This window comes from Mesorhizobium sp. C416B (assembly GCF_030323165.1).
Taxonomy (GTDB): Bacteria; Pseudomonadota; Alphaproteobacteria; order Rhizobiales; family Rhizobiaceae; genus Mesorhizobium.
Genome location: NZ_CP100471.1, coordinates 1,511,386 through 1,536,659 on the forward strand (window position 1 = coordinate 1,511,386; position 25,274 = coordinate 1,536,659).

Genomic DNA, 25,274 nt, shown 5'->3' on the forward strand with positions numbered 1-25,274 from the left:
CGAGCCGCTTGCTTCACCACACCAACGGGATTGAAAAAAATGTCTGCCAAGGAAATCAAATTCGCCACTGACGCGCGCGACCGCATGTTGCGCGGCGTCGAGATCCTCACCAATGCGGTGAAGGTCACGCTCGGCCCTAAGGGTCGCAACGTCATCATCGACAAGGCCTATGGCGCGCCGCGCATCACCAAGGACGGTGTGACGGTGGCCAAGGAAATCGAGCTTGCCGACAAGTTCGAGAACATGGGCGCGCAGATGGTGCGCGAAGTGGCTTCGAAGACCAACGACCTCGCCGGTGACGGCACCACCACCGCCACGGTGCTGGCCGCATCGATCCTGCGCGAAGGCGCCAAGCTGGTTGCCGCGGGCATGAACCCCATGGACCTCAAGCGTGGCATCGACCAGGCTGTCGCCGCCGTGGTCAAGGACATCAAGGCGAAGGCCAAGAAGGTCAAGTCGTCGGCCGAGATCGCGCAGGTCGGCACCATCGCCGCCAATGGCGATGCCAGCGTCGGCGCCATGATCGCCAAGGCGATGGACAAGGTCGGCAATGACGGCGTCATCACCGTCGAGGAGGCCAAGACCGCCGACACCGAACTCGACGTCGTCGAAGGCATGCAGTTCGACCGCGGCTATCTCTCACCCTATTTCGTCACCAATGCCGACAAGATGCGCGTCGAACTGGAAGAGCCTTACGTGCTCATCCACGAGAAGAAGCTCGGCAATCTACAGGCGATGCTGCCGATCCTCGAAGCAGTGGTGCAGAGCGGCAGGCCGTTGCTGATCATCTCGGAAGACGTCGAAGGCGAAGCACTGGCGACGCTGGTCGTCAACAAGCTGCGCGGCGGCCTCAAGGTCGCGGCCGTCAAGGCGCCGGGCTTCGGCGATCGCCGCAAGGCGATGCTGGAAGACATCGCCGTGCTGACATCGGGCCAGATGATTTCCGAGGATCTCGGCATCAAGCTCGAAAACGTCACCATCGAGATGCTTGGCCGCGCCAAGCGCGTACTGATCGAGAAGGACACCACCACGATCATCGACGGCGCCGGCACCAAGGCGACCATCCAGGCGCGCATCGCGCAGATCAAGGGCCAGATCGAGGAGACCACGTCCGACTACGATAAGGAGAAGCTGCAGGAGCGGCTGGCCAAGCTCGCCGGCGGCGTCGCCGTGATCCGCGTCGGCGGCGTCACCGAGTCTGAAGTGAAGGAAAAGAAGGACCGCATCGACGACGCGCTGAATGCGACGCGCGCGGCGGTGGAAGAAGGCATCGTGCCCGGTGGTGGCGTGGCGCTTCTGCGCGCCAGATCGGCGCTGGCCGGGCTGACTGGCGCCAATGACGATGTGACGGCAGGCATTTCGATCGTGCTCAGGGCACTCGAAGCGCCGATCCGCCAGATCGCCGAGAATTCCGGTGTCGAAGGCTCGATCGTCGTCGGCAGGCTGTCCGACAGCAAGGACCACAATCAGGGCTTTGATGCCCAGAACGAGGTCTATGTCGACATGATCAAGGCGGGCATCGTCGATCCGGCGAAAGTGGTGCGCACCGCACTGCAGGATGCCGGCTCGATTGCAGCGCTTCTGATCACCGCCGAAGCGATGATCACCGACGTTCCGGCCAAGGATGCGGCGCCTGCGGGCGGCGGTGGCGGCATGGGCGGCTACTGACCATCGCCCGAAAATTGCCCGCCTGGGAATCTGGGCGGGCATAAATCAGAACAGGCTGCCGGGGACATTTCCCCGGCGAGCCAGGAATTTCCGTCAGTCAGTCAAGACCAGTCAGCAACGACAGGGAGATCGACAGATGATCACATTTGCCCCGAAGCCAAACGCTGTATCCGCGACCAAGCCGGCGGAGGAGAGCCGCTTCGATCGCATCCGCCGGATTGCCGCCGACAAGCACAGGCAGGCCGATGCCGGGCCGATTCGCCGCGAGCCGTCGAAGACCGGCGACAAGCGGCCGATGTGACGGCTGCCAACCTCACGACACCGGCAACGCTCCGCCCTCTTCGGTGCGGCGGGCAATGAACTCGTCGAGCACATCGGATGTGGCAACGGCCGACGCCGGCGGCTGGAAGTCGGCCAGCGTCCGCTTCCAGATGCCGGTGGCGCGCTCGGTGGCCGACTTCGAACCGGACTGCGTCCAGATGCCAAAATTCGACCAGTCGGCGACCAGCGGCTCGTAGAAGGCGGTGCGGTAGCGCGTCATGGTGTGGCCGGCGGAGAAGAAATGCCCGCCCGGCTGGACTTCAGCGATCGCCTCGAAGCCGATCGAATCCTCGTCGCCGGGGGTCGTAGCGCAGAGTTCGGCAACCGTCTGCAATACCTCGATATCGGTGATCAGCTTCTCGTAGGAGACGCTGAGGCCACCCTCCAGCCAGCCGGCGGCATGGATGCAGACGGTGGCACCGGCAAGCACCGAGCCCCACAGCGCGAACTGCGTCTCGTGCGCCGCCTGCACATCGGAAATGTTGGCCGCACTGCCGCCGCCGGACCGCCAAGGCAGGCCGGTGAAGCGCGCCAGCTGGCCGGCGCCCAGCGTCGCCTTGACGTGCTCGGGCGTGCCGAAGGCCGGTGCGCCGGACTTCATGTCCACATTGGAGGAGAAGGATCCGTAAACCACCGGTGCGCCCGGCCGCACCATCTGCGCCAGCGCGAGACCAGCCAGCGCCTCGGCATGCTGCAGCGTCAATGCGCCGGCGACGGTGATCGGCGCCATGGCGCCGGCCAGTCAGAAGGGCGTGATGACAGAGACCTGGCTGGCCTTGGCGAAGTCGATGATGCCTTGCGCCATCGGGATATCGAGCTGGCGCGGCGAATTGGTGTTGATCACGGTGTAGCAATGGACGCCGGCCAGGAACTCGTCCTGCGAGAGCCCGCGCGCCAGCCTGATCATCTCGAACCCATCCTCGACCTGCGGCATGCCGCGCGCGAAGACGAAGGGGAACTTGTCCGACAGGGTCAGTTGCGCACGGTTGACGGCATAGTGGCGCAAATGGTTGTCGACATCCTGCGCCTCGATCCAGGGGCCGAGCATATGCAGCACGTCGAAATTCTGAACAAGCTTGGTCAGTTCTTCGAAAGCGGCGAGCGTGCCCGGACGCCGTCCGCGTTCGAGATCGGTGACGTTGGGCGCCCCGGCCCCGGCGAGGAACGTCATCGAGCCGAGTTCGAGCGTGAGGTCGCGGCTGCGATTGCCGGCCAGCGCCCGGATGGATTTTGGCGCCGAGGCCAGTGCGGCGGTGACGATATCGCGGCCGATGCGCACCATCTGGCTGTCCTCGTCGACCATCGCGCCGGAGCGGGCGAAGATGGTGCGCGCCTCCGGCAGCAGCACCTTGATGCCGAGCTCTTCCAGCACGCGCAACGCCGTGTCGTGGATGGCCGCGACCCGGTCGTCCGAAAACACCGGCTGCGGCAGGAACGGGTTCTTGAGCGAGCGATAGTTCGGGTGGCGGCTTGACCCGCTGCCGGCCTCACCGGTGTGCCCGCGCCGGCGCTCGCGCCTGGTCTCCCTTATAATGTCATCGACCATGGCCAAAACTCCTCATTGCCGCATCGCCTGCCCTGGGGGTCGTATGGCGAGGCCGGAATAATTCGCGCCGGCCGCTCGACGCCGACAATGTGCACCCAAAGCGCGGTCCCCTCCCCGGCGAATTCGTCGCCCAGCAACGTCAGCGCGACGCTTTTGCCTATTGTGTAGCCATAGCCGGCTGGGGCGACGAAGCCGACGCGCCGGCCCTTGTGCCAGACTGGCTCGAAGCCACTGGCGTCGGCATCGACGGCGTCGACCTCCAGCGTCACGATCCGGGCGGCGCTCAACAAACCGTGCGGTGTGGCCTGGCTGCCCTTGTGAGCCGGGCTGAAATGGAAGAATAGTCTTCGCCGGGTATGCCCGCCCTGAAATTGCCCGCTTGCGGTTCTCAGGTGGGTTGGGTGAGTTTCGGGAATGGCCAGTCCTTTAGAACGACGTCCAAGACGAAGAGGTCCGATCGCCGCCGCACTGCTGGCGGTGGACGCGTGGATCGATTCCTCGCTCTACGAAATCGGCTTCAAGGCCGGCCAGTTCTGGGAATCGGCAACCATTTTTTCGCGGCGCTTCCGAGTCACCGGCTGGCGACGCGGCATCATCGAGGTGCTGAGCGAAGGTTTTACGATGGGCGCCGGCGGCGTCGTCGTGCTGCTCGCACTCGCGATGCCGGCCTTCCAGATCACCACCGGCGACTGGCGCAGTCAGGGCGATTTCGCCGTCACCTTCCTCGACCGCTACGGCAACGAGATTGGCCAGCGCGGCATCATCCAGCGCGATTCCGTGCCTGTCGACGAGATGCCGGACCATGTCATCAAAGCGGTGCTGGCGACCGAGGACCGGCGCTTCTTCGAGCACTACGGCATCGACGTGCTCGGCCTGTCGCGCGCCATCTTCGAGAATGTGCGGGCCAATTCCGTCGTCCAGGGCGGCTCCAGCATCACCCAGCAGCTGGCCAAGAACCTGTTCCTGTCGAATGAGCGGACCTTCCAACGCAAGATCAAGGAAGCCTTCCTGTCGCTGTGGCTGGAGGCCAATCTGTCGAAGAAGGAGATCCTGCAGCTTTATCTCGACCGCGCCTATATGGGCGGCGGCACGTTCGGCATCGAGGCGGCGGCGGATTTCTATTTCGGCAAGAGCGTCAAGGATCTGAACCTCGCCGAGGCGGCGATGCTGGCCGGCCTGTTCAAGGCGCCGACCAAATACGCCCCGCACATCAACCTGCCCGCTGCCCGCGCTCGCGCCAATGTGGTGCTGTCGAACCTCGTCGATTCCGGTTTCATGACCGAAGGCCAGGTGCTGCAGGCAAGGCTGCATCCGGCCGAGATCGTCGACCGCGGCGAGCAGAAGAGCCCGGACTATTACCTCGACTGGGCCTTCGATGAGGTCAAGAAAATCGCCAAGCCCGGCCAGCATTCGCTGGTCGCCCACACCACTTTCGACGCCAACATCCAGAAAGCGGCGGAAGAATCCGTCGAATTCCATCTCCGCCAGTTCGGCAAGGAGTACAACGTCACCGAGGGCGCCGTTGTGGTGATCGAGACCAATGGCGCGGTGCGCGCCATTGTCGGCGGCCGCGACTATGGCGCAAGCCAGTTCAACCGCGCCACCAAGGCGCTGCGCCAGACCGGCTCCTCGTTCAAACCTTACGTCTACGCCACCGCCATGGAGCACGGGTTCACCCCGGACTCCGTCGTCTCAGGCGGGCCGATCAGCTGGGGCGGCTGGTCACCGCACAATTACAATGGCGGCTCGGCCGGCAATGTGACGCTGATCACGGCGATCGCCAAATCGATCAACACCGTGCCGGTACGGCTGGCCAAGGACTATCTCGGCATCGGCCCGATCAAGGCGATGGCCGAATCATTCGGCGTGGAATCGCCGCTGGAGTCGCACAAGACCATGGTGCTCGGCACATCGGGCATGACGGTCATGGACCAGGCGACGGGCTACAGCGTGTTCGCGCAGAACGGCTTCGCCGGCTCGCGGCACGGCATCACCCAGCTCGTCACCCGCACCGGCGATGTCGTCTACGACTTTGCCAAGGATGCGCCGGCGCCGCATCGGGTTCTGTCGGAACAGGCTTTAAAATACATGAACACCATGCTGGCTGCGGTGCCGGCGATCGGCACCGCGCGGCGCGCGCAGCTGCCCAACATCGTCGTCGCTGGCAAGACGGGGACGACGCAATCCTACCGCGACGCCTGGTTCGTCGGCTTCACCGGCAATTACACGGCTGCCGTCTGGCTCGGCAATGACGACTTCACCCCGACCCGCAACATGACCGGCGGCACGCTGCCGGCGATGGTGTGGCAGCGGCTGATGGTCTACGCGCACCAGAATATCGACCTGAAGCCGATCCCCGGCCTAGACAAGCCCTTCGTCGACGAAGAGATCGCGGCCAAAGCCGAGGAAGCGGAGAAGAAAAACGCCGATCAGGCAGCCGCCGATGCCGCGGCCGAGCGCCCGGCGGTGTTGTCCAGCCGCACGACACAGACGCTGCGCGAGATGACCAAGGTGTTCCAGACAGCGCCCGTGCTCGGCTCGCCGCAGACACCGGAGACCCTGTCGGCGCTTTGATTCCACAGCGCTGCTTGCTCTGTGGCCTGCCCCGCTATATCCCCGAACGATAATTCTCTCGTCCCGGTTCTTCATGCTCAAGACCGCCTTTTTCACGCTGCTTTCGCTTGCCATAGCCATCGGCCTCGGCGGCGGCAGCGTCTGGTATGCGCTGCAGGCGCAGAGCGGCGTCGGCGCGATCAGCATCGGCCAATGGACCGCCTTCCCCGAGATCGGCACGCAAGATGCCGACCCCTATTCGAAGGCGCGCGTGGCGCGCGAGGGCGTGCTGGCGCTCGGCAAGGCGGAAGGCTTGTCCTTCATCGCCGAACGCGATGCGGCCGGCGATGAGCTTCAGCGGCAATGCGACTACAGGATCGAAGGCAGTTTCCCGACCGCCCGGTTCTGGACGCTCTATGCCGCGGATCAATCGCTCGGCGTGGTCGACACCGGCAAGCCGAGGCTGGCGGCGCTGCAATCCTACCAGGTGCTGCGTCAGCCCGACAATTCGGTGATCATCGCCGTCGGCAACCGTCCGGCCCCCGGCAACTGGCTTCTGACCGAAGGTTTTGGCCGGATGTATTTCGTGCTCACCTTCTACGACACGCCGATTGCCTCAAGCACCGGCCTTTCCGACGTGTCGCTGCCCCGGATCGTCAAGGCTGGCTGCAATGCGTAGGTTGCTGCACGCCATCCTGCTCGGCCTGCTCGGCGCCGGCATCGTCCACATCGTGGTGCTTTTGCTGGTGCCGGAATTTACCGAGCGCGATGCCTGGTCACGGCTGGCGATGGCGTCCGACCTCTACAAGATGACCAGGCTGGATGCCGAGGCGGGCGGCGCGCCGGTGGTGAAGTCGGTGGATCCGCTGTTTTACGCCGCCGCCTGCCGCTTCGACCTTGCCGAAGGCGTGGTGCGGATCAAGGCGCCGGGCAGCGTGCCGTTCTGGTCGGTGTCGGTCTATGACCGCAACGGCCACAATTTCTATTCATTCAACGACCGCACGGCGACCGGCAGCAAGCTGGACACCGTGGTGCTGACGCCGGCACAGATGATCGACGTGCGCAGGGAGCTTCCCGAAGACCTGCAAGGGGCGATCTTCGTCGAGGCGCCGATCGAGGAAGGCATCTTCGTCATCCGCGCCTTCGTGCCTGACGACAGCTGGAAGCCGGTTGTGTCGCAGTTCCTGGACCAGAGCTCCTGCGAACTGCAGGACTACTGACCTCACCCCGACGACCAGCAAATTCAGTGGTGCGGAACAGGCGTCCGTGGTGTGCCCGGCTGGTCCGCCGGTCGCGCCTGGCCCGCCAATGGCGGATGCTCGTAGCGGACGCCGGGAAAAATGATCACCGCCGCCGGCGTACCGGTGTCCTGAACTGCTCGATTGACTGGTGCCGATCGCGGCACGAAAGACAGTACCATGCCCATGGTTCGCGTATTCCTCTCGGTTGCCCCGGAGCACAACGCAACGCCTCCAAATGTGATTAAGGCCGGCAGAGGGTTAACGGAGCGCTAACGGATCGCGGCTAATTTGATGTTTGTTCCAGGCCTTGCGCGAAACCGACACAGTTGCGGTTGAGCATGGTCCGGGTTGTGTCGAGTGTCGGGCGTATCTTCCGTGTCAGCTTCGGATTTCAGGCAAATCGCCATACGGACGGAATCGGGAAAAGCCGAAAGGCTGTTTCGCGCCGCCGTGTCGGCGTTCTGCTCGCTGACCCGCCCGTCGCGCCGCGAGATCGCCCAGCTCGAGGATCTGACGCTGCCGCTGTTCGACAGCGTGCCGGTCGAATCGCGCCGCTATGTCGCCGCCGCCCTGTCCGAATGCGAATATGCGCCGGCCGCCCTGGTGCGGCGGCTTTGCGAGGAGCCGGTCGATGTCTGCGCCCCCTTGCTGGTCCGTTCGCGGGCGCTGGGCGACATCGACCTGATCGCGTTGATCGGCCGCCACGGCCTGCCGCATGCGCGCGCCATTGCCCGCCGCAAGGATTTGAACCCGACCATCGCGCAGTTGATCAAGGCGCTGGAAAAGCCGACCTTGGTGCGCGTGCGGCAGCCCGAGCCGATCGCCGACGTGGCGGGCAACGGTGCCGAAGCCACTGCCGCCGCTCCCAGCGCACCAAAACTGCCCGGCAGCGCCGCCGAAACCGCCAGGCGCCGCCTGCGCTCGATGATGCTCGCCGAGGGCGAGGCGACATCGGTCAATCCCTTCGTCGGCTCAGCAACTTACAGCAAGCTGCGCGAGACGGCGCTGACCGGCAACGCCGCCTTCTTTCAGACCGCGCTTGCCGACGCGCTCGACATCGACTTCTCCACGGCGCGGTCGCTGACCGAGCATTCGAGCTATGTCTCGTTGCTCGCCGCGCTGCGGGCGCTCGACCTCAGCGAGGACAGGGCATTCCTGATCGTGGTCGCGGTTTACCCCCGGGAGTTTCCGCACCCGCAGGCGATCCGCATCTTCCTCGACCGCTACCGGCTGCTGCACCACGAGGCGGCGCTCGACAAGGTGCGCGGCTGGAAGGCCGAAACATTGTCGCTAGCGGTGCGCGGCAACACCCCTGTCGCCGCGAATGGCGACCAAGCGCCGGACGACAAAGCCAGCTTAGGGGCCAGCCTCAAGGCGTCTTGACGGAGAGAAGCTCCTCGACGGAAACCGTTGCGGCCTCGATCTCGACCACCCAGATGTCGGGATCGAATTTTTTCTCCCGCTCAAGCCTGGCGTCAAGCGCGGCGGCATCGTCGCCGGCGCCGAGCAGCGTGAAAAAGCGATCATCCGGTTTGTCCGAATCGTAGCTCGTCTGCGGCGCCGGGCCGAACAGGGAGACGTCGCCCAGCCTGCCGCGGGAGAGCACGAAGACAGCGCCGGCCTCGGTTGCGCCGCGCTTGACGACGGCCGCAAAGCCGCCGGCGCCGAAAACACGGCGCAGCAGGGCCGACACCCAAAACTCGGTGGTTACGCGCATGACGAGGCTCCGGAGGACATGCGCGGCGTCTTAGCCGGATTTTCGTCTTATCCGCGAGCGGTCGTCTTGACCACTCAATTGGTCAGGCCGATCTCGCGCATCTTGACGTAGACGACCTCGTCGGGCTCGCCCGTTTCCGGCAGGCCGAATAGCGACTGGAATTCCTTGATCGCCGCCTTGGTGCGGGCGCCGACGACGCCGTCGAGCTGCATGTCGTCATTGCCGAATGCCTTCAGGCCGGCCTGGATCTTGACGATGCGGGCATCGGGCGCCTGGGCGGATACCGGCGCGGAAACCGGGATGGGCGCAGGCGCGGCATCGGGCGCGGCGACGGGAGCAGCGGCCATATCCACGGGCCTCGGCACAGGATGCGGGATGCCAGCCGTGGTCTGCTTGGCGCCGAGCTGGTCGAGCAGCACAGCATCGATCTCACCGGAGGCCGGCAGGCCAACTTTCTGCTGGTATGCCTGGATCGCCTTTTGGGTATTCGGCCCGGAAATGCCGTCGACCGTTCCCGTGTAGAAATCGAGATCCTTCAGGATGCCCTGGACCTGCTCGACGGTCGGATCGCTTTTGACCGGAGCCGGGCCGGGCCGCAGGATGTTGATGGTGGTTTCGGGTTCGTCCGCGCCGGGGTGCGGAAAACCCTCGATGCTGCGGGTGGCGAAGAAGGCGCCGGCATGCGGAAACGGCTGGTACCACAGCGCGTTGGCGGAAACGTAGAACAGCGTCACCAGGAAGGCGGTCGAGCCGCCGACCAGGACCGGATTGCGCGAGATCGCGCCGCCCAGCGCAATCGCGCCGGCCTCGAACGCGCCGCTGCGGCGCTTGACCGCCTTAGGCTGTTTTGCGGAGCGAGCCATTCCTGTCCCCTTTCGCGTCGCCTTTCGTCCTGGTCGCGGGCATCGGCAGCACCCCGTTCCTGTCGGTCGCGCTCCTCTTCGGCCCGTTCACCGGCAGGCTGATCGTGACCGTCGTCCCCTCGCCCGGCATGCTTTCGATCGACATCGTGCCGTCGTGCAGCGCCACCAGGCCCTTGACCAGCGACAGGCCGAGCCCGGTGCCCTCGAAGCGGCGCGTATAGTCGTTCTGGATCTGCATGAACGGCTTGCCGAGATTGACAAAATCTTCCTCGGCGATGCCGATGCCGGTGTCCCTGACCCAGAAATGCAGCCGCGAGCCGATCCGCTTGGCGCCGACGACGACATTGCCGCCATCGGGCGTGAACTTGACCGCATTGGAGACGAGGTTGATCAGGATCTGCTGCACGGCACGACGGTCGGCATTGATCTCCCCGGCGTCCGGCGCAATCTGCGCCTGGAGATCGATGTTCTTGGCATTCGCCTGCAGCTGCATCATCGACTGGCACATCTCGACCGCTTCGATGAATCGGAACGGTTCGGGCTCGGTCGCGTAGGCGCCGGCCTCGATCCTCGAGACATCAAGGATGGAGGTGACGACGGCAAGCAGATGCTGGCCCGACTCCTTCACCAGGCTGACATACTCCTTCTGGCGCGGGTCCTTGAAGCCGCCGAACATCTCATGCAGCAGCATGTCGGAAAAACCGATGATGGCGTTGAGCGGCGTCCGAAGCTCATGGCTGACGACCGCCAGGAAGCGGCCCTTTGCCACCTCGGCCGACGCTGCGGCCTCATTGGCGGCAGCAAGCTCGTCGCGCAATTCGGCAGTCTCGTCGTTCTCGCGCAGCAGCAGAGTGAAGGTCTCCTGCTGCTCTTCGGCGCGCATCAGTTCGAGCTGAAATGGCCGGTAATTGTCGGCCGTCGAGGCGCTGCCGTCCTGCGGCAGCCTTACCCGAAGATCGAGCCGGCGCGCCAGGGCGCCATCGCGCATGTCGGCAAGCGCGCTGAGATAAGCGACGCGATCGGACAGGTGGATGCGGTCGAACAGCCCGGCGCCGAAAAGCAGTTCCGGCGGCAGCTTCAGGATGGTGCGCGCCTTGGCCGAGGCATCCAGGACCTCGCCATGCCGGGCGACATGCAGGACAACGGCGTCGATCATGTCTTCAAGGCGGTCGTTTGGAAGCAGCGCGGGCTGCGCGCGTGCGGCATCGCCTAGGGCTGCGAGCCGGGGAACCAGCGTCAGGCCCCAGGCGAGCGGCAGCAGCCAGTGCCACGCCGCGACTTGCGCCCCGCCGAGCGGGACGACAGAGGCGACAAAGGGCTGCAGCAGCATTGCGGCCAAGGCCGAGAGGCCGCCCCAAAGTGCCGCGCGCTTTGAACCGCCGATCCACCAGGCCTCGAATGGCAGTGCCAGGGCCAGCAGCGCAACCGGCGACGCCAGGCCGCCTGCTGCCGCGACGGCGCCGGCAAGCGCAAGACCGCCGGCGGCAAGGGCAACCTGGGCTGCCAGCGCCATCTTGCCTGACGCCGCCACCAGCAAGGCGGCGAACCAGCAAAGACCGAAGGCGGCGAAAATGGCTGCGACGGTGACGGCGGCGCCCATGCCCGAGGTGACCAGTGTCACCGCCGCACCGGCGGCGAAGAACGGAGCGGCAAGCATGATGCCGATGAACCGGCGCTGGCGCAGGCGATCGCCCTGGCCGATGATGGCCGGATGGACCATGCGTTCGCAACCGGCCGCCAGCGCGCCAGGCAGTTCAATATATCTGGCAGTTGTCAAACTCAACGCACTCGCACCCGGTCGTGACTGCCCCTGCTTTGCAGGTCGCTTTTGCTTGTTTGAAACTCGCATCCAGCGTTTAAGGAATGAATAAGGCTGACCGGAACAACGAGCGCGCTGCGGCAAAAATTGGAGCGCCGGCACCGGAATGCACCGCCATTTGTGGCCATAGTAAACGGAGCGTTATGTGCAAAGGGCGTGCCCGTGGCTGCGAAACCCTGAGCCGGCATGCCTGCTCTTCTGAAGATATCCATGCGCAACAATCGCTTAGATGGTTACTGCAAGGTTAAGAAAATTGCCGGCATTTGAGGCTAATGCACTGCAAAACGCCTCGCTTCGAATTTGCCTAAAATTTGAGGAAAATTTTCGCTGAGCAGGAAAGCCGTCCTTTGCGCCTCATGTGCCATTGTCGCTGATATAAAGAGGTCATTGCGCATGGACGCATGATCCGGTCATTGGACGAGAGGGCAGATCGATGGGCTTTTTGATAAGAATGGCGTTCTGGTTTTCGCTGGTGTTGCTGGCGCTGCCGCTGACCGTCGGCCCCGACGAGGATGGCCGCGAGAGCGTCGGGCCGTTCCAGGCGCTTTTTGCGGCGCGCGAAGCGGTCGGCGACATCGCGGGCATTTGCGAGCGCAAGCCGGACGTCTGCGAAACCGGCAAGTCGGCGATGCATACGATCAGCGCCCGGGCCAAGGAAACCGCCAAGATCGCCGCCGCCATGCTGGACGACAAGAGCGCCGAGACCTCGCCCGATACATCGCTGGCCACCGGCAGCGTCGCCAAGGACATCGTGCTGCCGGCGACAGTCAACATACCTGCCAAGCTGGTGGCGAAGAACTAAACACCGTTTCAGCTGTATCTACAGCGACACCGCAGGCCGGTCGGACCTCTCGATGCCTGCGGTGCTTTTCTTCTTTTTCCGTGACGCCGCAGCCGCGGATGACTATATCGCGAGCAATGGCCACGACGATCCAGACGATCCGCGACGACTTCTCCCTGCTCGACGAGTGGGAAGACCGCTATCGCTATGTGATCGAGCTCGGCGAAGCGCTGCCGCCATTTCCCGACGCCGAACGCAACGCCGCCAACAAGGTGCCGGGCTGCGTCAGCCAGGTCTGGCTGACCACGAGCCGAGCGCCGGGCGCCGATCCGGTCATCACCTTCACAGGCGATTCAGACGCTCATATCGTGCGCGGTCTGGTCGCCATCATGCTGGCGCTGTTTTCGGGACGGACTGCCAGCCAGATCCTTGAAACGGACGCAGAGGCGACGCTGAGGTCGCTTGGCCTCGACGAACATCTGTCGCCGCAGCGGGCCAATGGCCTGCGCTCGATGGTCAAGCGCGTCAAGCGGGACGCCGAGATGGCTCTCAAGCAGACTGCTTGATTGCTCTATCTTCTCTTCTTTCGACGCAATTCCAAGGGAAAGCGCTCGGCAGTTTTCCTGGAATTGTTCTAGAAACAAAAACGGCGCCGTAAGGGGCGCCGTTGATCTTGTCCATTGGAGCCGGTGTTACCGCCCCTTGCGCTTGCGGCCGAGGCCCATCTTCTTGGCCAGCTGCGAACGGGCAGCGGCATAGTTAGGGGCAACCATCGGATAGCTGGCGTCGAGATTCCACTTCTCGCGGTATTCATCGGGCGTCAGACCGTAATGGGTCATCAGGTGGCGCTTCAGCGACTTGAACTTCTTGCCATCTTCAAGGCAGACGATGTAATCGTCATGAACAGAGCGCTTCGGGTTTACCGCAGGCTTCTGCTTGTCGGCCGGAGGCTGTTCGCTTGCTCCGCCCACGCGCCCGAGAGCGGCATGGACATCAGCGATAAGGTTCGGCAATTCGCCGACCGGCACGGGATTGTTGCTGACATAGGCTGCCACCACATCGGCGGTCAGCTCGATCAGCGCATCGCTATTTCTGGAAGGTGTTTCGACGATATCCATGGTTTAGGCCCCAACGAAGGATGTTTCTGTTTGCGCCCTTTTTGGAAGATCGGGCATGGCGCGAATTTCACGCGGGAAGAGCTTCATGGATTCGCGTCCGGGCATCTTAATGAGCCCACAGACAAAGTAAGTCAATTCGCATCTTGCGCTATATTCAACGATATTCATCGAATAGTCGCTCTTCAGCTTCAATCTTTCGTGCACTCTGTAGCTTCGCGATATTTTCTGGTCGGACCAGGACTAGCATGACGTAAGGTCACGCCATCGCTAAATCAGCAGGGACTCATAAAGTGGGCAGCGATGCTTGATCTATGCTTCAAGGTTTGGGCAGCTGATTGTCGGATTCGTACCAAACCGCAAGTTGCAAAGCGTTGGCGAAACACGCCGAAGAAGATCTTCGGTCTGACCGGATTCAATACGGCGTGAGGTATTTTCCATAGACCCAGCCACTAACAAAACCACCATTTTGCGCCGGGTCGTGCCAAACTTGACACCATTGATAGCGAATTGCCTGTTTCTGTTTCCAGTGCGGCTGGCCGGCGATCTCCAGAAGATTCAAGCCGCCGGTGCACTTGCCGGTCATCTGCAGGATCGTCCCGTTAGGATAGGCGGCCTGCTTCCGCGAGGTGCCGGACGGATATTTGCGAACGTTGAGCGTGTCGCCGAACGGCACGCCAGCCACTTGCCAAGCGGCGAACGCGGTTGCATGAGACTGGCCGGTGAAAGCCAGAACGGTCGAAGCGACGACGGCGAGAGCCGCAGCGGTGTTGATATGGAAATTCATCATCCTCTCCTTTTGGCTCATCTCCCGAGCCCGCCGCAACCAATACATCCCGGCCCTTGAACCCGCGCTGATCGGCGTGTTCATTTGCCATTCAAGTAATTTCTTCAGTGAGACGCAATGACCAAGACCTCAGCTTTTCCGACCGCCAGCCCGCCGAGCCCCGAGAAACACCCCGTCTTCGACACGCATCACGGCATTACCCGCACAGATGACTATGCCTGGCTGAGGGCCGAGAACTGGCAGGCGATGTTCAGGGACCCTTCCCTGCTTGAGGGCCGCATCCGCGCCCATCTCGAAGCCGAAAACGCCTATCAAGCAGTGCTTATGGCCGATACGCTAGAGCTTCGGAAGCAGCTGTTCGGCGAGATGAAGGGGCGCATCAAGGAAGATGATTCGACGGTGCCGATGAAGGATGGCCCCTATGCTTACGGCTCATCCTTCAAGCTTGGCGGCGAACAGCCCCGCTATTTCCGCATGCCGCGCGATGGCGGCGATGAGCAGATCCTGCTCGATGGCGACGCGGAAGCCGAGGGCAAGCCCTATTTCCGCCTCGGCGGCGTCGACCATTCGGCCGATCACCGCAAGCTGTTGTGGGCGTTCGACGACAAGGGCTCTGAATTCTTCACACTTCGCGTGCGCGATCTCACCAGCGGCAAGGAACTGAGCGACCAGATCGAGGCCACCAGTGGTGGCGGCGTCTGGAATGCCGCCGATGACGGCTTCTTCTACACAAGGCTCGACGACAATCATCGCCCGTCCAAGGTGCTGTTCCACGCGCTCGGCGGCAGCCCCCTTAATGACCGGCTGATTTATGAGGAAACCGATCCCGGCTTCTTCATGGATGTCGGCGGCACGCGCTCCAACGAATGGATCATGATCGGGATCAACGATCACGAAACCTCGGAATATCACCTGATGCGCGCCGATGAGCCTTTCGCCGAGCCAAAGCTGGTGGCAAAGCGCGAGACTGGCCTGCAATATGATCTGGAAGAAGGCGGCGACATCTTCTTTATCCTCACCAATGCCGACGGCGCCAAGGACTTCAAGATCATGACGGCGCCGGCTAATGACCCGGTTCGCGCCAATTGGGAAGAGCTGGTGGCGCACGAGCCAGGCCGGCTGATCCTGTCGGTGGTCGGCTTCAGGGATCATATGGTCAGGCTCGAGCGCAAGGAAGGGCTGCCGCGCATCGTCGTTCGCGATCGCCGCAGCGGCGAGGAGCATCTGATCTCGTTCGACGAAGAGGCGTTCTCGCTCGGCCTGTCGGGGTCCTATGAATACGACACCGAGATCATGCGCTTCACCTATTCGTCGATGACGACCCCGGCGCAGGTCTTCGACTACAATATGCGCAGCCGCGAGCGTGTGCTGCTGAAGACCCAGGAAGTGCCGTCCGGTCACAATCCGGATCATTATGTCACGCGCCGGCTGATGGCGCCGGCCGCCGATGGCGAACTGGTGCCGGTCTCGCTGCTGCACCACCGCGACACGCCGCTCGATGGCTCCGCACCGTGCCTGCTTTACGGCTACGGCTCTTACGGCATTGCCATTCCGGCGGCGTTCAACACCAACTGGTTCTCGCTGGTCGACCGTGGCTTTGTCTTTGCCATCGCCCATGTCCGCGGCGGCAAGGACAAGGGCTATGGCTGGTATGACGACGGCAAGCGGGCGCACAAGATGAACACGTTCACCGATTTCATCGCCGTCGCGCAGCATCTCGTCGCCGAGCGTTACACCCAACACGACCGCATCGTCGCGCAAGGCGGCTCGGCCGGCGGCATGTTGATGGGTGCGATCGCCAACATGGCGCCGCAAAATTTCGGCGCCATCGTTGCCGAGGTTCCCTTCGTCGACGTGCTGACCACCATGCTCGACGCAAGTTTGCCGCTGACGCCGCCGGAGTGGCCGGAATGGGGCAACCCGATCGCGTCGGCGGAAGATTACCAAACGATCGCCGCCTACTCACCCTATGACAATGTCGCCGATCACGACTATCCGCCGATCCTGGCGCTGGCCGGCCTCACCGATCCGCGCGTCACCTATTGGGAGCCGGCCAAATGGGTGGCGCGGCTGCGCGAGCGCAAGAGCGGCGACAATCCGGTGCTGTTCAAGATCAACATGGATTCCGGCCATGCCGGCGCCTCCGGCCGCTTTTCAAGGCTGGAGGAGATCGCCTATACCTACTCCTTCGCGCTCAAGGTTACGGCCAAGCCCGAACCCGAGGTTACGGGCAAGGCTGAGAATGCAACGGAGGCGTCGCAATGATCGATCTATCCACCTTGACGGCTTACATAGCGGTTGTGCTTGGCTTTGTGTTTATTCCAGGCCCAGCCACGCTTTTGACGGTCGCGCGAGCGACGAGTTCCGGAACCAGGGTTGGCGTCGCGACGGGCGCGGGCGTCGCGGCTGGCGATGTGTTCCATACCATCATGGCGATGGTCGGCATTTCGGCGATCATCGCCACTTCGGCAACGCTGTTCAGCGTCGTAAAATACATCGGCGCGGCGTATCTCGTTTACCTCGGCATTCGCGCAATCATCGAGAAAATACCGGCCGATCCTACTGCCGGTGCACTCGCGATCTCCGCCAGCAAGGCGTTTCGTCAAGCTGTCCTGACCGAAGTGCTTAATCCAAAGACGGCGCTTTTCTTCCTTGCCTTCCTGCCCCAGTTCGTGCGGCCTGAAAACGGATCGGTGATGCTCCAGCTGATGACGCTGGGCATAATCTTTGTTCTGCTCGGCCTTTTCAGCACAGTCGTCTTTGCCGTGAGTGCGGGCCGGCTCGGCACGTTCCTGCGCCGCAATCCGTCGGTGGTGAAATTGCAAGGCAAGGTGGTTGGCGGCATCTACTGCGCGTTAGGCGTCCGTCTGGCCTTGCAGCAGCGCTGATGTCGATGCGAAAGGCGCGCCCGTCGAGGCGCGCCGGTCGTCACTTTTTGAATTCCAGGCTGCTCATTTTCACTCGCATTTGCAATGGCTGCGCGCTACCCAATGCGCGCCACCTTCCAGACCATGACATACGCAAAGGGGCCACTATGTTGCTCGTCGACACCTATCTCGAGAAATCACCGATCCAGGGCATCGGGGTTTTCGCCAGGAACCACATTGCCAAGGGCACGCTGGTCTGGAAGCTCGACCCCAGATTCGACCGGATCATCGACGTCGAGACCTATGAAGGCGAGAGCGGCCCGGTGAAGAACTATCTCGACCGTTATTCCTATCCAGACCGCCGGGATCCGAACTACATCGTCTTCGAAGCCGACGACGCACGCTACATGAACCATGACGACGAACCGAATTGCGATGTCTCCTCGCCCGAGGAAACCTATGCCTTGCGCGACATCGCACCCGGCGAGGAACTGACCTGCAATTACAGTCATTTCTTCGAGACGGGCTTCGACTTCCTCGGTGATCGCCACCTGTAGATCGCCACCTGTAGCCGGGATCACTTGGCCGGCTTGCTGCGCACCGGGTAGCCGTTGGGATGCGGCGGCACCGCCTTGAGATAGGCGGCTATTGCCGCGCGATCTTCCGGCGGCAGTTCGGCCATGTTGTGCTGCACGTCGACCATGGCGCCGCCGACCGAATCGAAATCAGGGGTAAAACCGGTTTCCAGATAGTTGGCGATGTCGGCTTCCGACCAGTCACCGAGCCCGCCTTCGCCCGATGTGATGTTCGGCACGATGCCGCTGCCTTCGGCGGCCGCCGCGCCAGCCAGCCACTGGCTCTTCCTGGTGCCGCCGGTGATGTCGCGCGGCGTGTGGCATTCGCCGCAATGGCCAGGCCCCTCGACCAGATAGCGGCCGGCGAGTACCGGATCAGGCGTGCCATCGGCAAAGGCAATCACCGGCTCTTTGCTGAGATAGAGCCGCTTCCACAGGCCGAGGCCGCGGCGGATGTTGAAGGGGAAACTCAGGGAATTGTCCGGCGCCTTGCCGGCGACCGCCGGCAGCGTCTTCAGGAACGCATAGAGATCGGCAATATCAGCCGGCTTCATGCGGGCGTAGGATGTGTAGGGGAAGGCCGGATAGAAATGCTCGCCCGACGGCGACACGCCCTTCAGCATGGCGTTGGCAAGGTCCTCGACCGTCCAGGCGCCGATGCCGTCCTTGGGATCCTGCGAGATGTTGGGCGGCACAAAGGTGCCGAACGGCGTCTTGAGCTCGAGGCCGCCGACCAGTTGCAAACGGGCGTCACCCTGCGAGCCTGGCTTGGCGTGACAGGAGGTGCAGCCGCCGGCATTGAAAATGCGCTTGCCCCTGGCGGCGTCGCCGGGGCCGAGCTGCGCCAGGGTGTCAGTGTCGAGCTTGACCGACGCCGACAACAGCCAGCCGGCGCCGGCACCGACGACGCCCAGGACAAGGGCGGCGCCGACAAATTTTTTCCACAAGGGCATTGCCCGGGATCAGCTCTTCTTCACCCGATAGGTCTTGTGGCAGGTGCCGCAATCACTGCCGAGCGTATCGATCTGCGCCTTCAGCGCATCGACATCGGCGGGTGCGGCGGCGACTGCGGCCTTGACGTCGGCGAGGTACTTGTCTTCGGTCGATTTGAAGCCCGCCATGTCTTTCCAGATTTTGGGCGAGGCGGTGGTATCACCGCTGTCGCTGCCGGCCGGGAACAGCGTGTCGACATCGAACTTCTCGGCATTGACTTGCAGCGCCTGCAGCGCCGTCAGCACGGCGGCGGCATCGAAGTCTGCCTCGCCCTTGGCGATTTTTGACAGGCCGCCGACGATCTTGCCTCGTTCCTTCATCAGTCCCTGTCGGTCGAGGATCGGGTCGGCAAAAGCCGCCGAGGCGGCGAGGCTGAGCATAGAGATGGCGATAACAAGCTTTCTCATTCAATTGGCTCCAGGATGATGAGGGGTCGCGACCTAACGTTAACGGAGGGCGGGCCGGGATTATTCCCTGTCCGCCGGCCAGATTCTGCCGAATTTTGTGTGCCTGCTGCTTCAGCTGAGAAAGAAAAGCCCCGGAGTACCGGGGCTTCTCTGGGTCGATCAGGCTTTCGCCTCTTCGTACATTTCAAGGACATGGTCCCAGTTGATGAGGCTGTCGACGAAGGCCTCGAGATATTTCGGCCGCGCGTTGCGGTAGTCGATGTAATAGGAATGTTCCCAGACATCGACGCCGAGGATCGGCGATGCGCCATGGACGAGCGGGTTCTCGCCGTTCGGCGTCTTGGAGATCGCCAGCTTGCCGTCCTTGACCGAGACCCAGGCCCAGCCCGAACCGAACTGCGTGGTGCCGGCGGCGATGAAGTCGGCCTTGAACTTGTCGTAGCCGCCGAGGTCGGCGTCGAAAGCCTTCTGCAGGGCGCCCGGAAGCTTGTTGCCGCCGCCGCCCTTCTTCATCCACTTCCAGAAATGGATGTGGTTGTAGTGCTGGGCTGCGTTGTTGAAGAGGCCGGCATTCTTGCCGAACGACTGTTTGACCACCTCTTCGACCGACAGATCGCCAAGGCCCGCTTCGGCGGCCAGCTTGTTGCCGTTGTCGACATAAGCCTTGTGGTGCTTGTCGTGGTGATACTCCAGCGTCTCCTTCGACATGTAAGGCTGCAAGGCCTCGTAGTCGTAGGGCAAGGCGGGCAATTCAAAAGCCATCGGTCATACTCCTCATGGAAAAATCCGGTGCGGATACCGGATTAAGATAGGGCTGCATTGATCTGGAACAACTCCGGAATGAAGCGCCAATTGCCTTTTAGCGGCTCAACCGGCGGAAGTCGAATGCGCCCATTCCCAATAAAGGTCGCGCGCTTTCTTGGCCACCGGCCCGGGCTGCAGATCGCGGTCCTCGATGCGGGTGATCGGCACGACCTTGGAATGATTTCCGGTCGAAAATATCTCGTCGGCTTCAAGAAAGTCGCGCACCGACAGCATCTTCTCCGTGGTGTTGAAGCCGTAATCGCCAAGCAGCGTCATGGTGCGCGAGCGGGTGATGCCGGACAGGAAGGTGCCGTTGGGCGCCGGCGTCAACACGTGGCTGTCCTTGACCAGGAAGATGTTCGAGGTTCCGGTCTCGGCGACATTGCCCAGCATGTCCAGCACCAGCGCATTGTCGAAGCCGCGTCCCTTGGCTTCGAGAATGGCGCGGCCATTGTTGGGATAGAGGCAGCCGGCCTTGGCATTGGTCGGCATGGTCTCGATGGTCGGCCGCCGGAACGGCGACACGGTGATCGAAAAGCCGGTCGGCGAGATCATCGGCGATTCGTAAAGGCAGAGGCAGAAACGGGTCGAGGCCGGATCGGCCGGCACGCCCATATAGCCGCCATGCTCGGCCCAGTACATCGGCCTGATGTAGACCGCTGTCTTGCCCTCGAACTTCTTCAGCCCGTCCCAGGTCAGGCCGACGATCTGGTCGACGTTCATCGATGGCGCGAGGCCGAGCGCGATCGCCGAGGCGTTCACTCTGGCGGCATGCAGTTCGAGATCGGGGGCGACGCCTTCGAACCAGCGGGCGCCGTCGAAGACGCTGGTGCCGAGCCACATGGCGTGGCTGCGCGGACCCAGAATGGCGACGTTGCCTTCGTACCAGTCGCCGTCGACGAAGGTCCATGTCGCCGATAGCGCCGCAGTCGCCAGTGTCATTGTTCGGTTCCGCTTCAAAGCTGCCTGTGCCAAGCATTGGAAGATGCTTTGACCGGCGCCGTCAACCGGCATGGAGCGGTTTTTGTTGAGGCCAGAGCGCCCAACAAAGCGATCAAGACTACAATCGATGCTTGCACCTTGCGCCGCCTGCCCTCAAAACTGTCGCCATGCATTACGCGGCTTACGTTTTCGACGCCTATGGCACGTTGTTCGACGTGCACGCAGCCGTGCGCCGTCATGACGGCGAGATCGGCCCCGACGGCCCGCTGCTTTCGGAAATCTGGCGCGCCAAGCAGCTGGAATATTCCTGGGTGCGCACGCTGATGGGCGGCTATGCCGATTTCTGGCAGCTCACCGAACAGGCGCTCGATTTCGCCCTGCTCAAGGTTCCCTCCGCCGACAAGGGACTGAAGGCCAAGCTGCTCGAAGCCTATTGGCGGCTCGACTGCTATCCGGAAGTGCCGGCCGTGCTCAAGGCGCTGAAAGCATCCGGCGCCAAGCTCGCAATCCTGTCCAACGGCTCGCCCGAGATGCTGGAAGCGGCGGTCAAGTCGGCCGCCCTCGACCAGGTGCTGGACGATATCTTTTCGGTCGACGCCGTCAGGCGCTTCAAGACCGACCCGTCGACCTACGACATGGTGGCGACGGGCTGGCGGCTCTATCCGGGCGCCGTCTCGTTCCAGTCGTCCAACCGCTGGGACATCGCCGGCGCCACCAAATTCGGCTTTCGCACCGTGTGGATCAACCGCGCCAACCAGCCCGAGGAATACCGGGATTTCCCGCCGGCGCTGATCCTGCCGTCGCTTGACGGCCTGCTGACCGGCGGCTGATCACTCTGTTGCCTTCGAGCAACAGTGGCAGAGCGGTCACAGCTTCGCCTTTGTTTGTCCACCCTCAGGCCAGAATCGGAACCGCCTATCGCGTCAGGCATTGGGAGAGGCCGACCACTGCGCGCTTGAAGGCATTCACGCTTTCTTGCGATTCGAGACTTAAAAAAGGCAACCATGTTGAAGACCGAAATCGACCCCTATCGCCTGAGCCGTCGCGGCTTTCTGAATGCCGCAGCCCTTGGTGCCGCCTCGATTGCGGTCTCCGCCTGCACCACCACCGGACCGGCACCGGCGCCGGTCGAACCGCCACCGCCGACCTATGACGAGCCGCCGCTCGGCGACTATGCGACGATGTACGGCCCGATTTCCGACAGCGGGTTCGAGCTCCCAGCGATCCCGATCAAGAAGATGGACCCGCAGTTCCTACGCCAGATTGTTCCCGATCCGACCGGCCAGCGGCCAGGCACCATCATCGTCGATACGACCAACCATTTCCTCTATCTGGTGCGCGAAGGCGGCCAAGCGATCCGTTACGGCGTCGGCCTCGGTCGCGCCGGCTTCGAATGGTCGGGAGACGCCGTCGTCCAGTGGAAGCAGAAATGGCCGAAATGGACGCCGCCCGATGAGATGGTCGCCCGCCAGCCTGAACTGGAAGAATACAGCGCCAAGAACGGCGGCATGCCCGGCGGCCTCAAGAACCCGCTCGGCGCCCGCGCGCTCTACCTGTTCCACGACAACGTCGACACGCTCTACCGCCTGCATGGCTCGCCGGAATGGAACTCGATCGGCAAATCCGTCTCGTCAGGCTGCGTGCGCCTGATAAATCAGGACATCATCGACCTCTACGACCGCGTGCCGTCGAAGAGCCCGGTCATCGTGACGTCCGACATCGGCCAGCCGATGGCGGCGAGCGCAAACCGCAGAGCCATCCCGATCGATGGCGGGGTGCCGGATGGCTCGGTCCTGCTCGGCCCGGTGACCTGATCGACTTCATCTATGCCATGAAGCGGCAGGTTCCGCTCCATGCGGCAAAGCTCGTCAGGATCCCGATAGCTTCACGCGAATGCCTGGGGTTCGCATCCAAGATATGCAATGCCGGCAACAGGAGGCCAAAAAAGACGTCCAGACAAACCACGGAGCCGCTGCAATCGGGGCGGCCATGCCCTGTCAATCTCGACGCTGCTGTGTTTCGTTACCGATTGATGTATATTAGACGGGAGTATGATTGCAGAGACATACATTTCATTAGATCATTGATGGCGGGGGAACGCCGATGGTGGGATTTGATTTCGATAGTCCGCCTGCCGACGGCGCCGAGGCCAACCTGTCGGCCGAATGCGAGCGCCAATTGCTGCCGCTCGTCCGCGGAATTGTCGAGGCGGCGGTTGCCGCCGGGTGGAGCCAGGAAGACGTTCTTCTGGCCATGGTCGAGCTGTCCTGGGATCTGTACGAGAAACGCCGAGGCGATCTTTAGCAGGCCTGCGTGAGCTGGATAATTCGGTAGCGCCGGCCAAGCCAGGCCATGTTTTTCTCGCGCGAACTTTTTTCTTCACTTACAATGTTTTTCTATCCGCGGGATGCGCTACGCTGCCTTTGGGCAGGACTATGGGGGATACAAATTACCGTCCGGATTTCCGGGTTGGCTGTTTGCACGGCACGGAATTTCGATGGGCTGGCAAAGCGGCTGAGGCAAGGCTGAATGAAAAATGCGGGCGAGGTTCAGGAACGCAGCGCAGGCGCCGATCGGGTCGATCGGCACGCCCTCGGCACAATCCCCGAAAATGCCAATCCCAGAAGAGCAACCATGCGGGGGAGCGGGATATGCTCTGTCCGCAGCCCTGGATCGCTCCCGGAGGGTCGCCATCGCCGAAGTCGCTTACCTCGCGGGATTTTCGGATCAAGGCCATTTGGCCACCGCCATGAAGAAGCACAAGGGAAAGAAGCCATGATTCGGGCGATAACTGCTGCTGGATCGTCCGTGGCAATGACAGATAGTCGACCAGCTCTGTCAATGGCCGCGCGATCTATATTCGGAATACAACTCTGGATTGTGACGGCACACTATGCACAATAACTAGGCAAAAATGGTAAGATAAGGTCGGAAAATAGTCAGGTAGCCTTGGCTAAAATTCAAACCTGTAAATTTATAGTCAAAATCCTGGTAAAATTTTCATATGAGCTCAAATTCTTCTTTGCAATATATAGCAGCATCTGTAGGATTCGAAGGAACGCCCAGGAGCAAACGTGAATTCTGGGCGCCTCGATACAGCACAGGATTGGATTGATCGGCGCAGCAGTGGCAGAGACGAAGATGCAACATAGAGGCAACGTCCAGGAAAGCGCCGGGACAGAGCGGCGGCGCGCGGATCGTCGCATCTTGGACGGAATACCGGAAAGCGCGGGGCGCTACCTGGTCACGTTTCGAGGCGGCGCGGCTCATGTCGTTCATGGGCCGGGATCACACACATTCAAAGCGGCGGAACATTTCGCTTCGGTTCTGCTTACACCCTCACCAGGGATTGCGGCATCGCTGGGCAGCGACAAAGTCCACGAATACGACGGCGACGTCGGCATGATCATGATCGTCCCAGCCGACCTCGGCGGCAAGGTGACCCGGTCATCCACCACGGAAAGCGTAATCGTGGCGCTCACCCCCGAGAGTCTCTTCGAGCTGGCAACGCGTGAATTCGACACCGGCCATGCCGAGCTTCAGCCGCCGCCGTACGGGACCGTCGACTTCCAAGCGCTGCAACTCGCGCAGTTGCTGAAGGCGGAACTGACGGATCGGGAAACTCCAAACGAGTTCTATATCGATTCGTTGGTCACCATGTTCGGCGTCCATTTGCTTCGGAACTACGCAGGAGCGCGAAAGTTGCCACAAGCCCCAAAGGGCGGTCTGTCGAACCGCAGCGCCCGGCGGGTGCGCGAATTCCTGGAGGTAAATTTTTCCAGCAAAATCGCGGTGGCCGAGCTGGCCGCACTCTGTGGCCTTTCGCCGAGCCATTTCATCCTGGCATTCACCAAGACCTTTGGCGAGCCGCCGCACAAATACCTGCTGCGGCTGCGTCTCGATTTCGCCGAAAAACTTCTCATCGAGAGCGACCTGTCCATTGCGGAAGTCGCTCATCTCAGTGGATTCTCGGACCAGAGCCACCTGACGGTCACCATGTCCAGATACCGGAACAGAACCCCCAGGCAGGTGAAGCTGCAACGTTAACGACTGTTGCGGCGCGCATGATTGTCCGCGGCGATACCTCGATTGATCTTCAGTATAGTCGAAGGTTGTGTGGCAGAGCAGTCACAGTTGTCGCGCAGGGACCAAATACCGGATTTTCCTACAAAGATTCCGGATTATTCCAAAATACCTGCACCGCGAATGTGCTCATGGTCGCGATTGAAGTCATTTGGGGCGGGGGAGCAACCAGATGATACAGCATGTCGGATT

Annotated in this window: 25 protein-coding genes and 1 pseudogene; 15 read left to right on the forward strand and 11 right to left on the reverse strand. The window is 62.3% G+C overall.

From position 1 onward, the window contains the following. Nucleotides 1-39 precede the first annotated feature (39 nt). Entirely contained in the window at nt 40-1,668 is a 1,629-nt protein-coding gene (gene groL / locus NLY43_RS07720) for a chaperonin GroEL (protein WP_023684537.1), read from the forward strand. A 136-nt stretch (nt 1,669-1,804) separates the two neighbouring features. After that, nucleotides 1,805-1,969 carry a hypothetical protein gene (locus NLY43_RS07725; RefSeq protein ID WP_023705441.1) on the forward strand — a complete coding sequence of 55 codons (165 nt, stop codon included), beginning with the start codon at nt 1,805-1,807 and terminating at the stop codon, nt 1,967-1,969. 12 nt (nt 1,970-1,981) lie between these two features. Here the strand turns inward: NLY43_RS07725 and NLY43_RS07730 are convergent. After that, a pseudogene (locus NLY43_RS07730) lies at nt 1,982-3,535 on the reverse strand (trimethylamine methyltransferase family protein). Beyond that, nucleotides 3,517-3,822, reverse strand: a complete 306-nt coding sequence (locus NLY43_RS07735; RefSeq protein ID WP_023709813.1) for a glycine cleavage T C-terminal barrel domain-containing protein — start codon at nt 3,820-3,822, stop codon at nt 3,517-3,519. The pseudogene NLY43_RS07730 and the gene NLY43_RS07735 overlap by 19 nt, the downstream one beginning before the upstream one ends. A gap of 127 nt (nt 3,823-3,949) precedes the next feature. Between NLY43_RS07735 and NLY43_RS07740 the strand changes: the two genes are divergently transcribed. The 4 genes from NLY43_RS07740 to NLY43_RS07755 all read left to right on the forward strand — a co-directional run bounded on the left by NLY43_RS07740 (nt 3,950) and on the right by NLY43_RS07755 (nt 8,712). Then, on the forward strand, nt 3,950-6,109 hold the full coding sequence (locus NLY43_RS07740) for a transglycosylase domain-containing protein (RefSeq protein WP_023687235.1): 2,160 nt from the start codon (nt 3,950-3,952) through the stop codon (nt 6,107-6,109). A 73-nt stretch (nt 6,110-6,182) separates the two neighbouring features. Continuing rightward, on the forward strand, nt 6,183-6,767 hold the full coding sequence (locus NLY43_RS07745; RefSeq protein ID WP_023670163.1) for a DUF1214 domain-containing protein: 585 nt from the start codon (nt 6,183-6,185) through the stop codon (nt 6,765-6,767). Beyond that, nucleotides 6,760-7,308, forward strand: coding sequence for a DUF1254 domain-containing protein (locus tag NLY43_RS07750; protein WP_023687234.1), 549 nt, complete (start codon nt 6,760-6,762; stop codon nt 7,306-7,308). The genes NLY43_RS07745 and NLY43_RS07750 overlap by 8 nt, the downstream gene beginning before the upstream one ends. A gap of 396 nt (nt 7,309-7,704) precedes the next feature. Next, entirely contained in the window at nt 7,705-8,712 is a 1,008-nt protein-coding gene (locus NLY43_RS07755) for a DUF2336 domain-containing protein (protein ID WP_023709814.1), read from the forward strand. On the opposite strand, the gene NLY43_RS07760 is transcribed toward NLY43_RS07755, so the two are convergent. The 3 genes from NLY43_RS07760 to NLY43_RS07770 all read right to left on the reverse strand — a co-directional run bounded on the left by NLY43_RS07760 (nt 8,699) and on the right by NLY43_RS07770 (nt 11,629). Continuing rightward, complete coding sequence (locus tag NLY43_RS07760; RefSeq protein WP_023670160.1) at nt 8,699-9,046, reverse strand: DUF1491 family protein; 348 nt, start codon at nt 9,044-9,046, stop codon at nt 8,699-8,701. The two genes, NLY43_RS07755 and NLY43_RS07760, sit on opposite strands and share 14 nt — an antisense overlap. Before the next feature lie 74 nt (nt 9,047-9,120). Beyond that, a complete protein-coding gene (locus tag NLY43_RS07765) occupies nt 9,121-9,909 on the reverse strand; it encodes a peptidoglycan-binding domain-containing protein (RefSeq protein WP_023709815.1) in 789 nt (262 codons plus the stop codon). Beyond that, complete coding sequence (locus NLY43_RS07770; protein WP_023709816.1) at nt 9,884-11,629, reverse strand: sensor histidine kinase; 1,746 nt, start codon at nt 11,627-11,629, stop codon at nt 9,884-9,886. The genes NLY43_RS07765 and NLY43_RS07770 overlap by 26 nt, the downstream gene beginning before the upstream one ends. A 532-nt stretch (nt 11,630-12,161) precedes the next feature. Here NLY43_RS07770 and NLY43_RS07775 point away from each other — a divergent pair. Beyond that, a complete protein-coding gene (locus NLY43_RS07775) occupies nt 12,162-12,530 on the forward strand; it encodes a DUF5330 domain-containing protein (RefSeq protein WP_023684546.1) in 369 nt (122 codons plus the stop codon). 116 nt (nt 12,531-12,646) lie between these two features. Then, on the forward strand, nt 12,647-13,075 hold the full coding sequence (locus NLY43_RS07780) for a SufE family protein (protein WP_023673679.1): 429 nt from the start codon (nt 12,647-12,649) through the stop codon (nt 13,073-13,075). 126 nt (nt 13,076-13,201) lie between these two features. Here the strand turns inward: NLY43_RS07780 and NLY43_RS07785 are convergent, their stop codons facing one another. Both NLY43_RS07785 and NLY43_RS07790 read right to left on the reverse strand, forming a co-directional pair. Then, entirely contained in the window at nt 13,202-13,627 is a 426-nt protein-coding gene (locus NLY43_RS07785) for a Ros/MucR family transcriptional regulator (RefSeq protein WP_023673680.1), read from the reverse strand. Nucleotides 13,628-14,039: 412 nt separating this feature from the next. After that, a complete protein-coding gene (locus NLY43_RS07790) occupies nt 14,040-14,414 on the reverse strand; it encodes an SH3 domain-containing protein (protein WP_023673681.1) in 375 nt (124 codons plus the stop codon). Between the two features lie 114 nt (nt 14,415-14,528). Between NLY43_RS07790 and NLY43_RS07795 the strand changes: the two genes are divergently transcribed. The 3 genes from NLY43_RS07795 to NLY43_RS07805 all read left to right on the forward strand — a co-directional run bounded on the left by NLY43_RS07795 (nt 14,529) and on the right by NLY43_RS07805 (nt 17,835). Continuing rightward, nucleotides 14,529-16,676, forward strand: coding sequence for a S9 family peptidase (locus tag NLY43_RS07795; protein WP_023673682.1), 2,148 nt, complete (start codon nt 14,529-14,531; stop codon nt 16,674-16,676). Continuing rightward, entirely contained in the window at nt 16,673-17,299 is a 627-nt protein-coding gene (locus tag NLY43_RS07800) for a LysE family translocator (RefSeq protein WP_023673683.1), read from the forward strand. Before NLY43_RS07795 ends, NLY43_RS07800 begins: the two co-directional genes overlap by 4 nt. A gap of 146 nt (nt 17,300-17,445) precedes the next feature. Further along, nucleotides 17,446-17,835, forward strand: a complete 390-nt coding sequence (locus NLY43_RS07805) for an SET domain-containing protein (RefSeq protein WP_023673684.1) — start codon at nt 17,446-17,448, stop codon at nt 17,833-17,835. A 20-nt stretch (nt 17,836-17,855) separates the two neighbouring features. Here NLY43_RS07805 and NLY43_RS07810 read toward each other — a convergent pair whose 3' ends face one another. From NLY43_RS07810 to NLY43_RS07825, 4 genes are all read right to left on the reverse strand, one after another. Further along, complete coding sequence (locus NLY43_RS07810; RefSeq protein ID WP_023673685.1) at nt 17,856-18,806, reverse strand: cytochrome c; 951 nt, start codon at nt 18,804-18,806, stop codon at nt 17,856-17,858. Between the two features lie 9 nt (nt 18,807-18,815). After that, a complete protein-coding gene (locus NLY43_RS07815) occupies nt 18,816-19,253 on the reverse strand; it encodes a c-type cytochrome (protein WP_023684552.1) in 438 nt (145 codons plus the stop codon). 159 nt (nt 19,254-19,412) lie between these two features. Next, a complete protein-coding gene (locus tag NLY43_RS07820) occupies nt 19,413-20,015 on the reverse strand; it encodes a superoxide dismutase (protein ID WP_023673687.1) in 603 nt (200 codons plus the stop codon). Nucleotides 20,016-20,120: 105 nt separating this feature from the next. Then, nucleotides 20,121-20,999 (reverse strand): branched-chain amino acid aminotransferase, encoded by an 879-nt coding sequence (locus NLY43_RS07825; RefSeq protein ID WP_023709817.1) that lies wholly within the window; start codon nt 20,997-20,999, stop codon nt 20,121-20,123. 167 nt (nt 21,000-21,166) lie between these two features. On the opposite strand from NLY43_RS07825, the gene NLY43_RS07830 reads away from it, so the two are divergent. The 4 genes from NLY43_RS07830 to NLY43_RS07845 all read left to right on the forward strand — a co-directional run bounded on the left by NLY43_RS07830 (nt 21,167) and on the right by NLY43_RS07845 (nt 25,046). Next, the gene (locus NLY43_RS07830) at nt 21,167-21,829 is read left to right on the forward strand and encodes a haloacid dehalogenase type II (RefSeq protein ID WP_023702205.1); all 663 of its coding nucleotides are present in this window, start codon (nt 21,167-21,169) and stop codon (nt 21,827-21,829) included. 174 nt (nt 21,830-22,003) lie between these two features. Then, nucleotides 22,004-22,813, forward strand: coding sequence for a L,D-transpeptidase (locus tag NLY43_RS07835; protein WP_023692792.1), 810 nt, complete (start codon nt 22,004-22,006; stop codon nt 22,811-22,813). A gap of 289 nt (nt 22,814-23,102) precedes the next feature. Beyond that, entirely contained in the window at nt 23,103-23,303 is a 201-nt protein-coding gene (locus NLY43_RS07840; RefSeq protein WP_023684556.1) for a hypothetical protein, read from the forward strand. Nucleotides 23,304-24,110: 807 nt separating this feature from the next. Further along, nucleotides 24,111-25,046, forward strand: coding sequence for a helix-turn-helix domain-containing protein (locus tag NLY43_RS07845; protein WP_023723531.1), 936 nt, complete (start codon nt 24,111-24,113; stop codon nt 25,044-25,046). Nucleotides 25,047-25,274 lie beyond the last annotated feature (228 nt).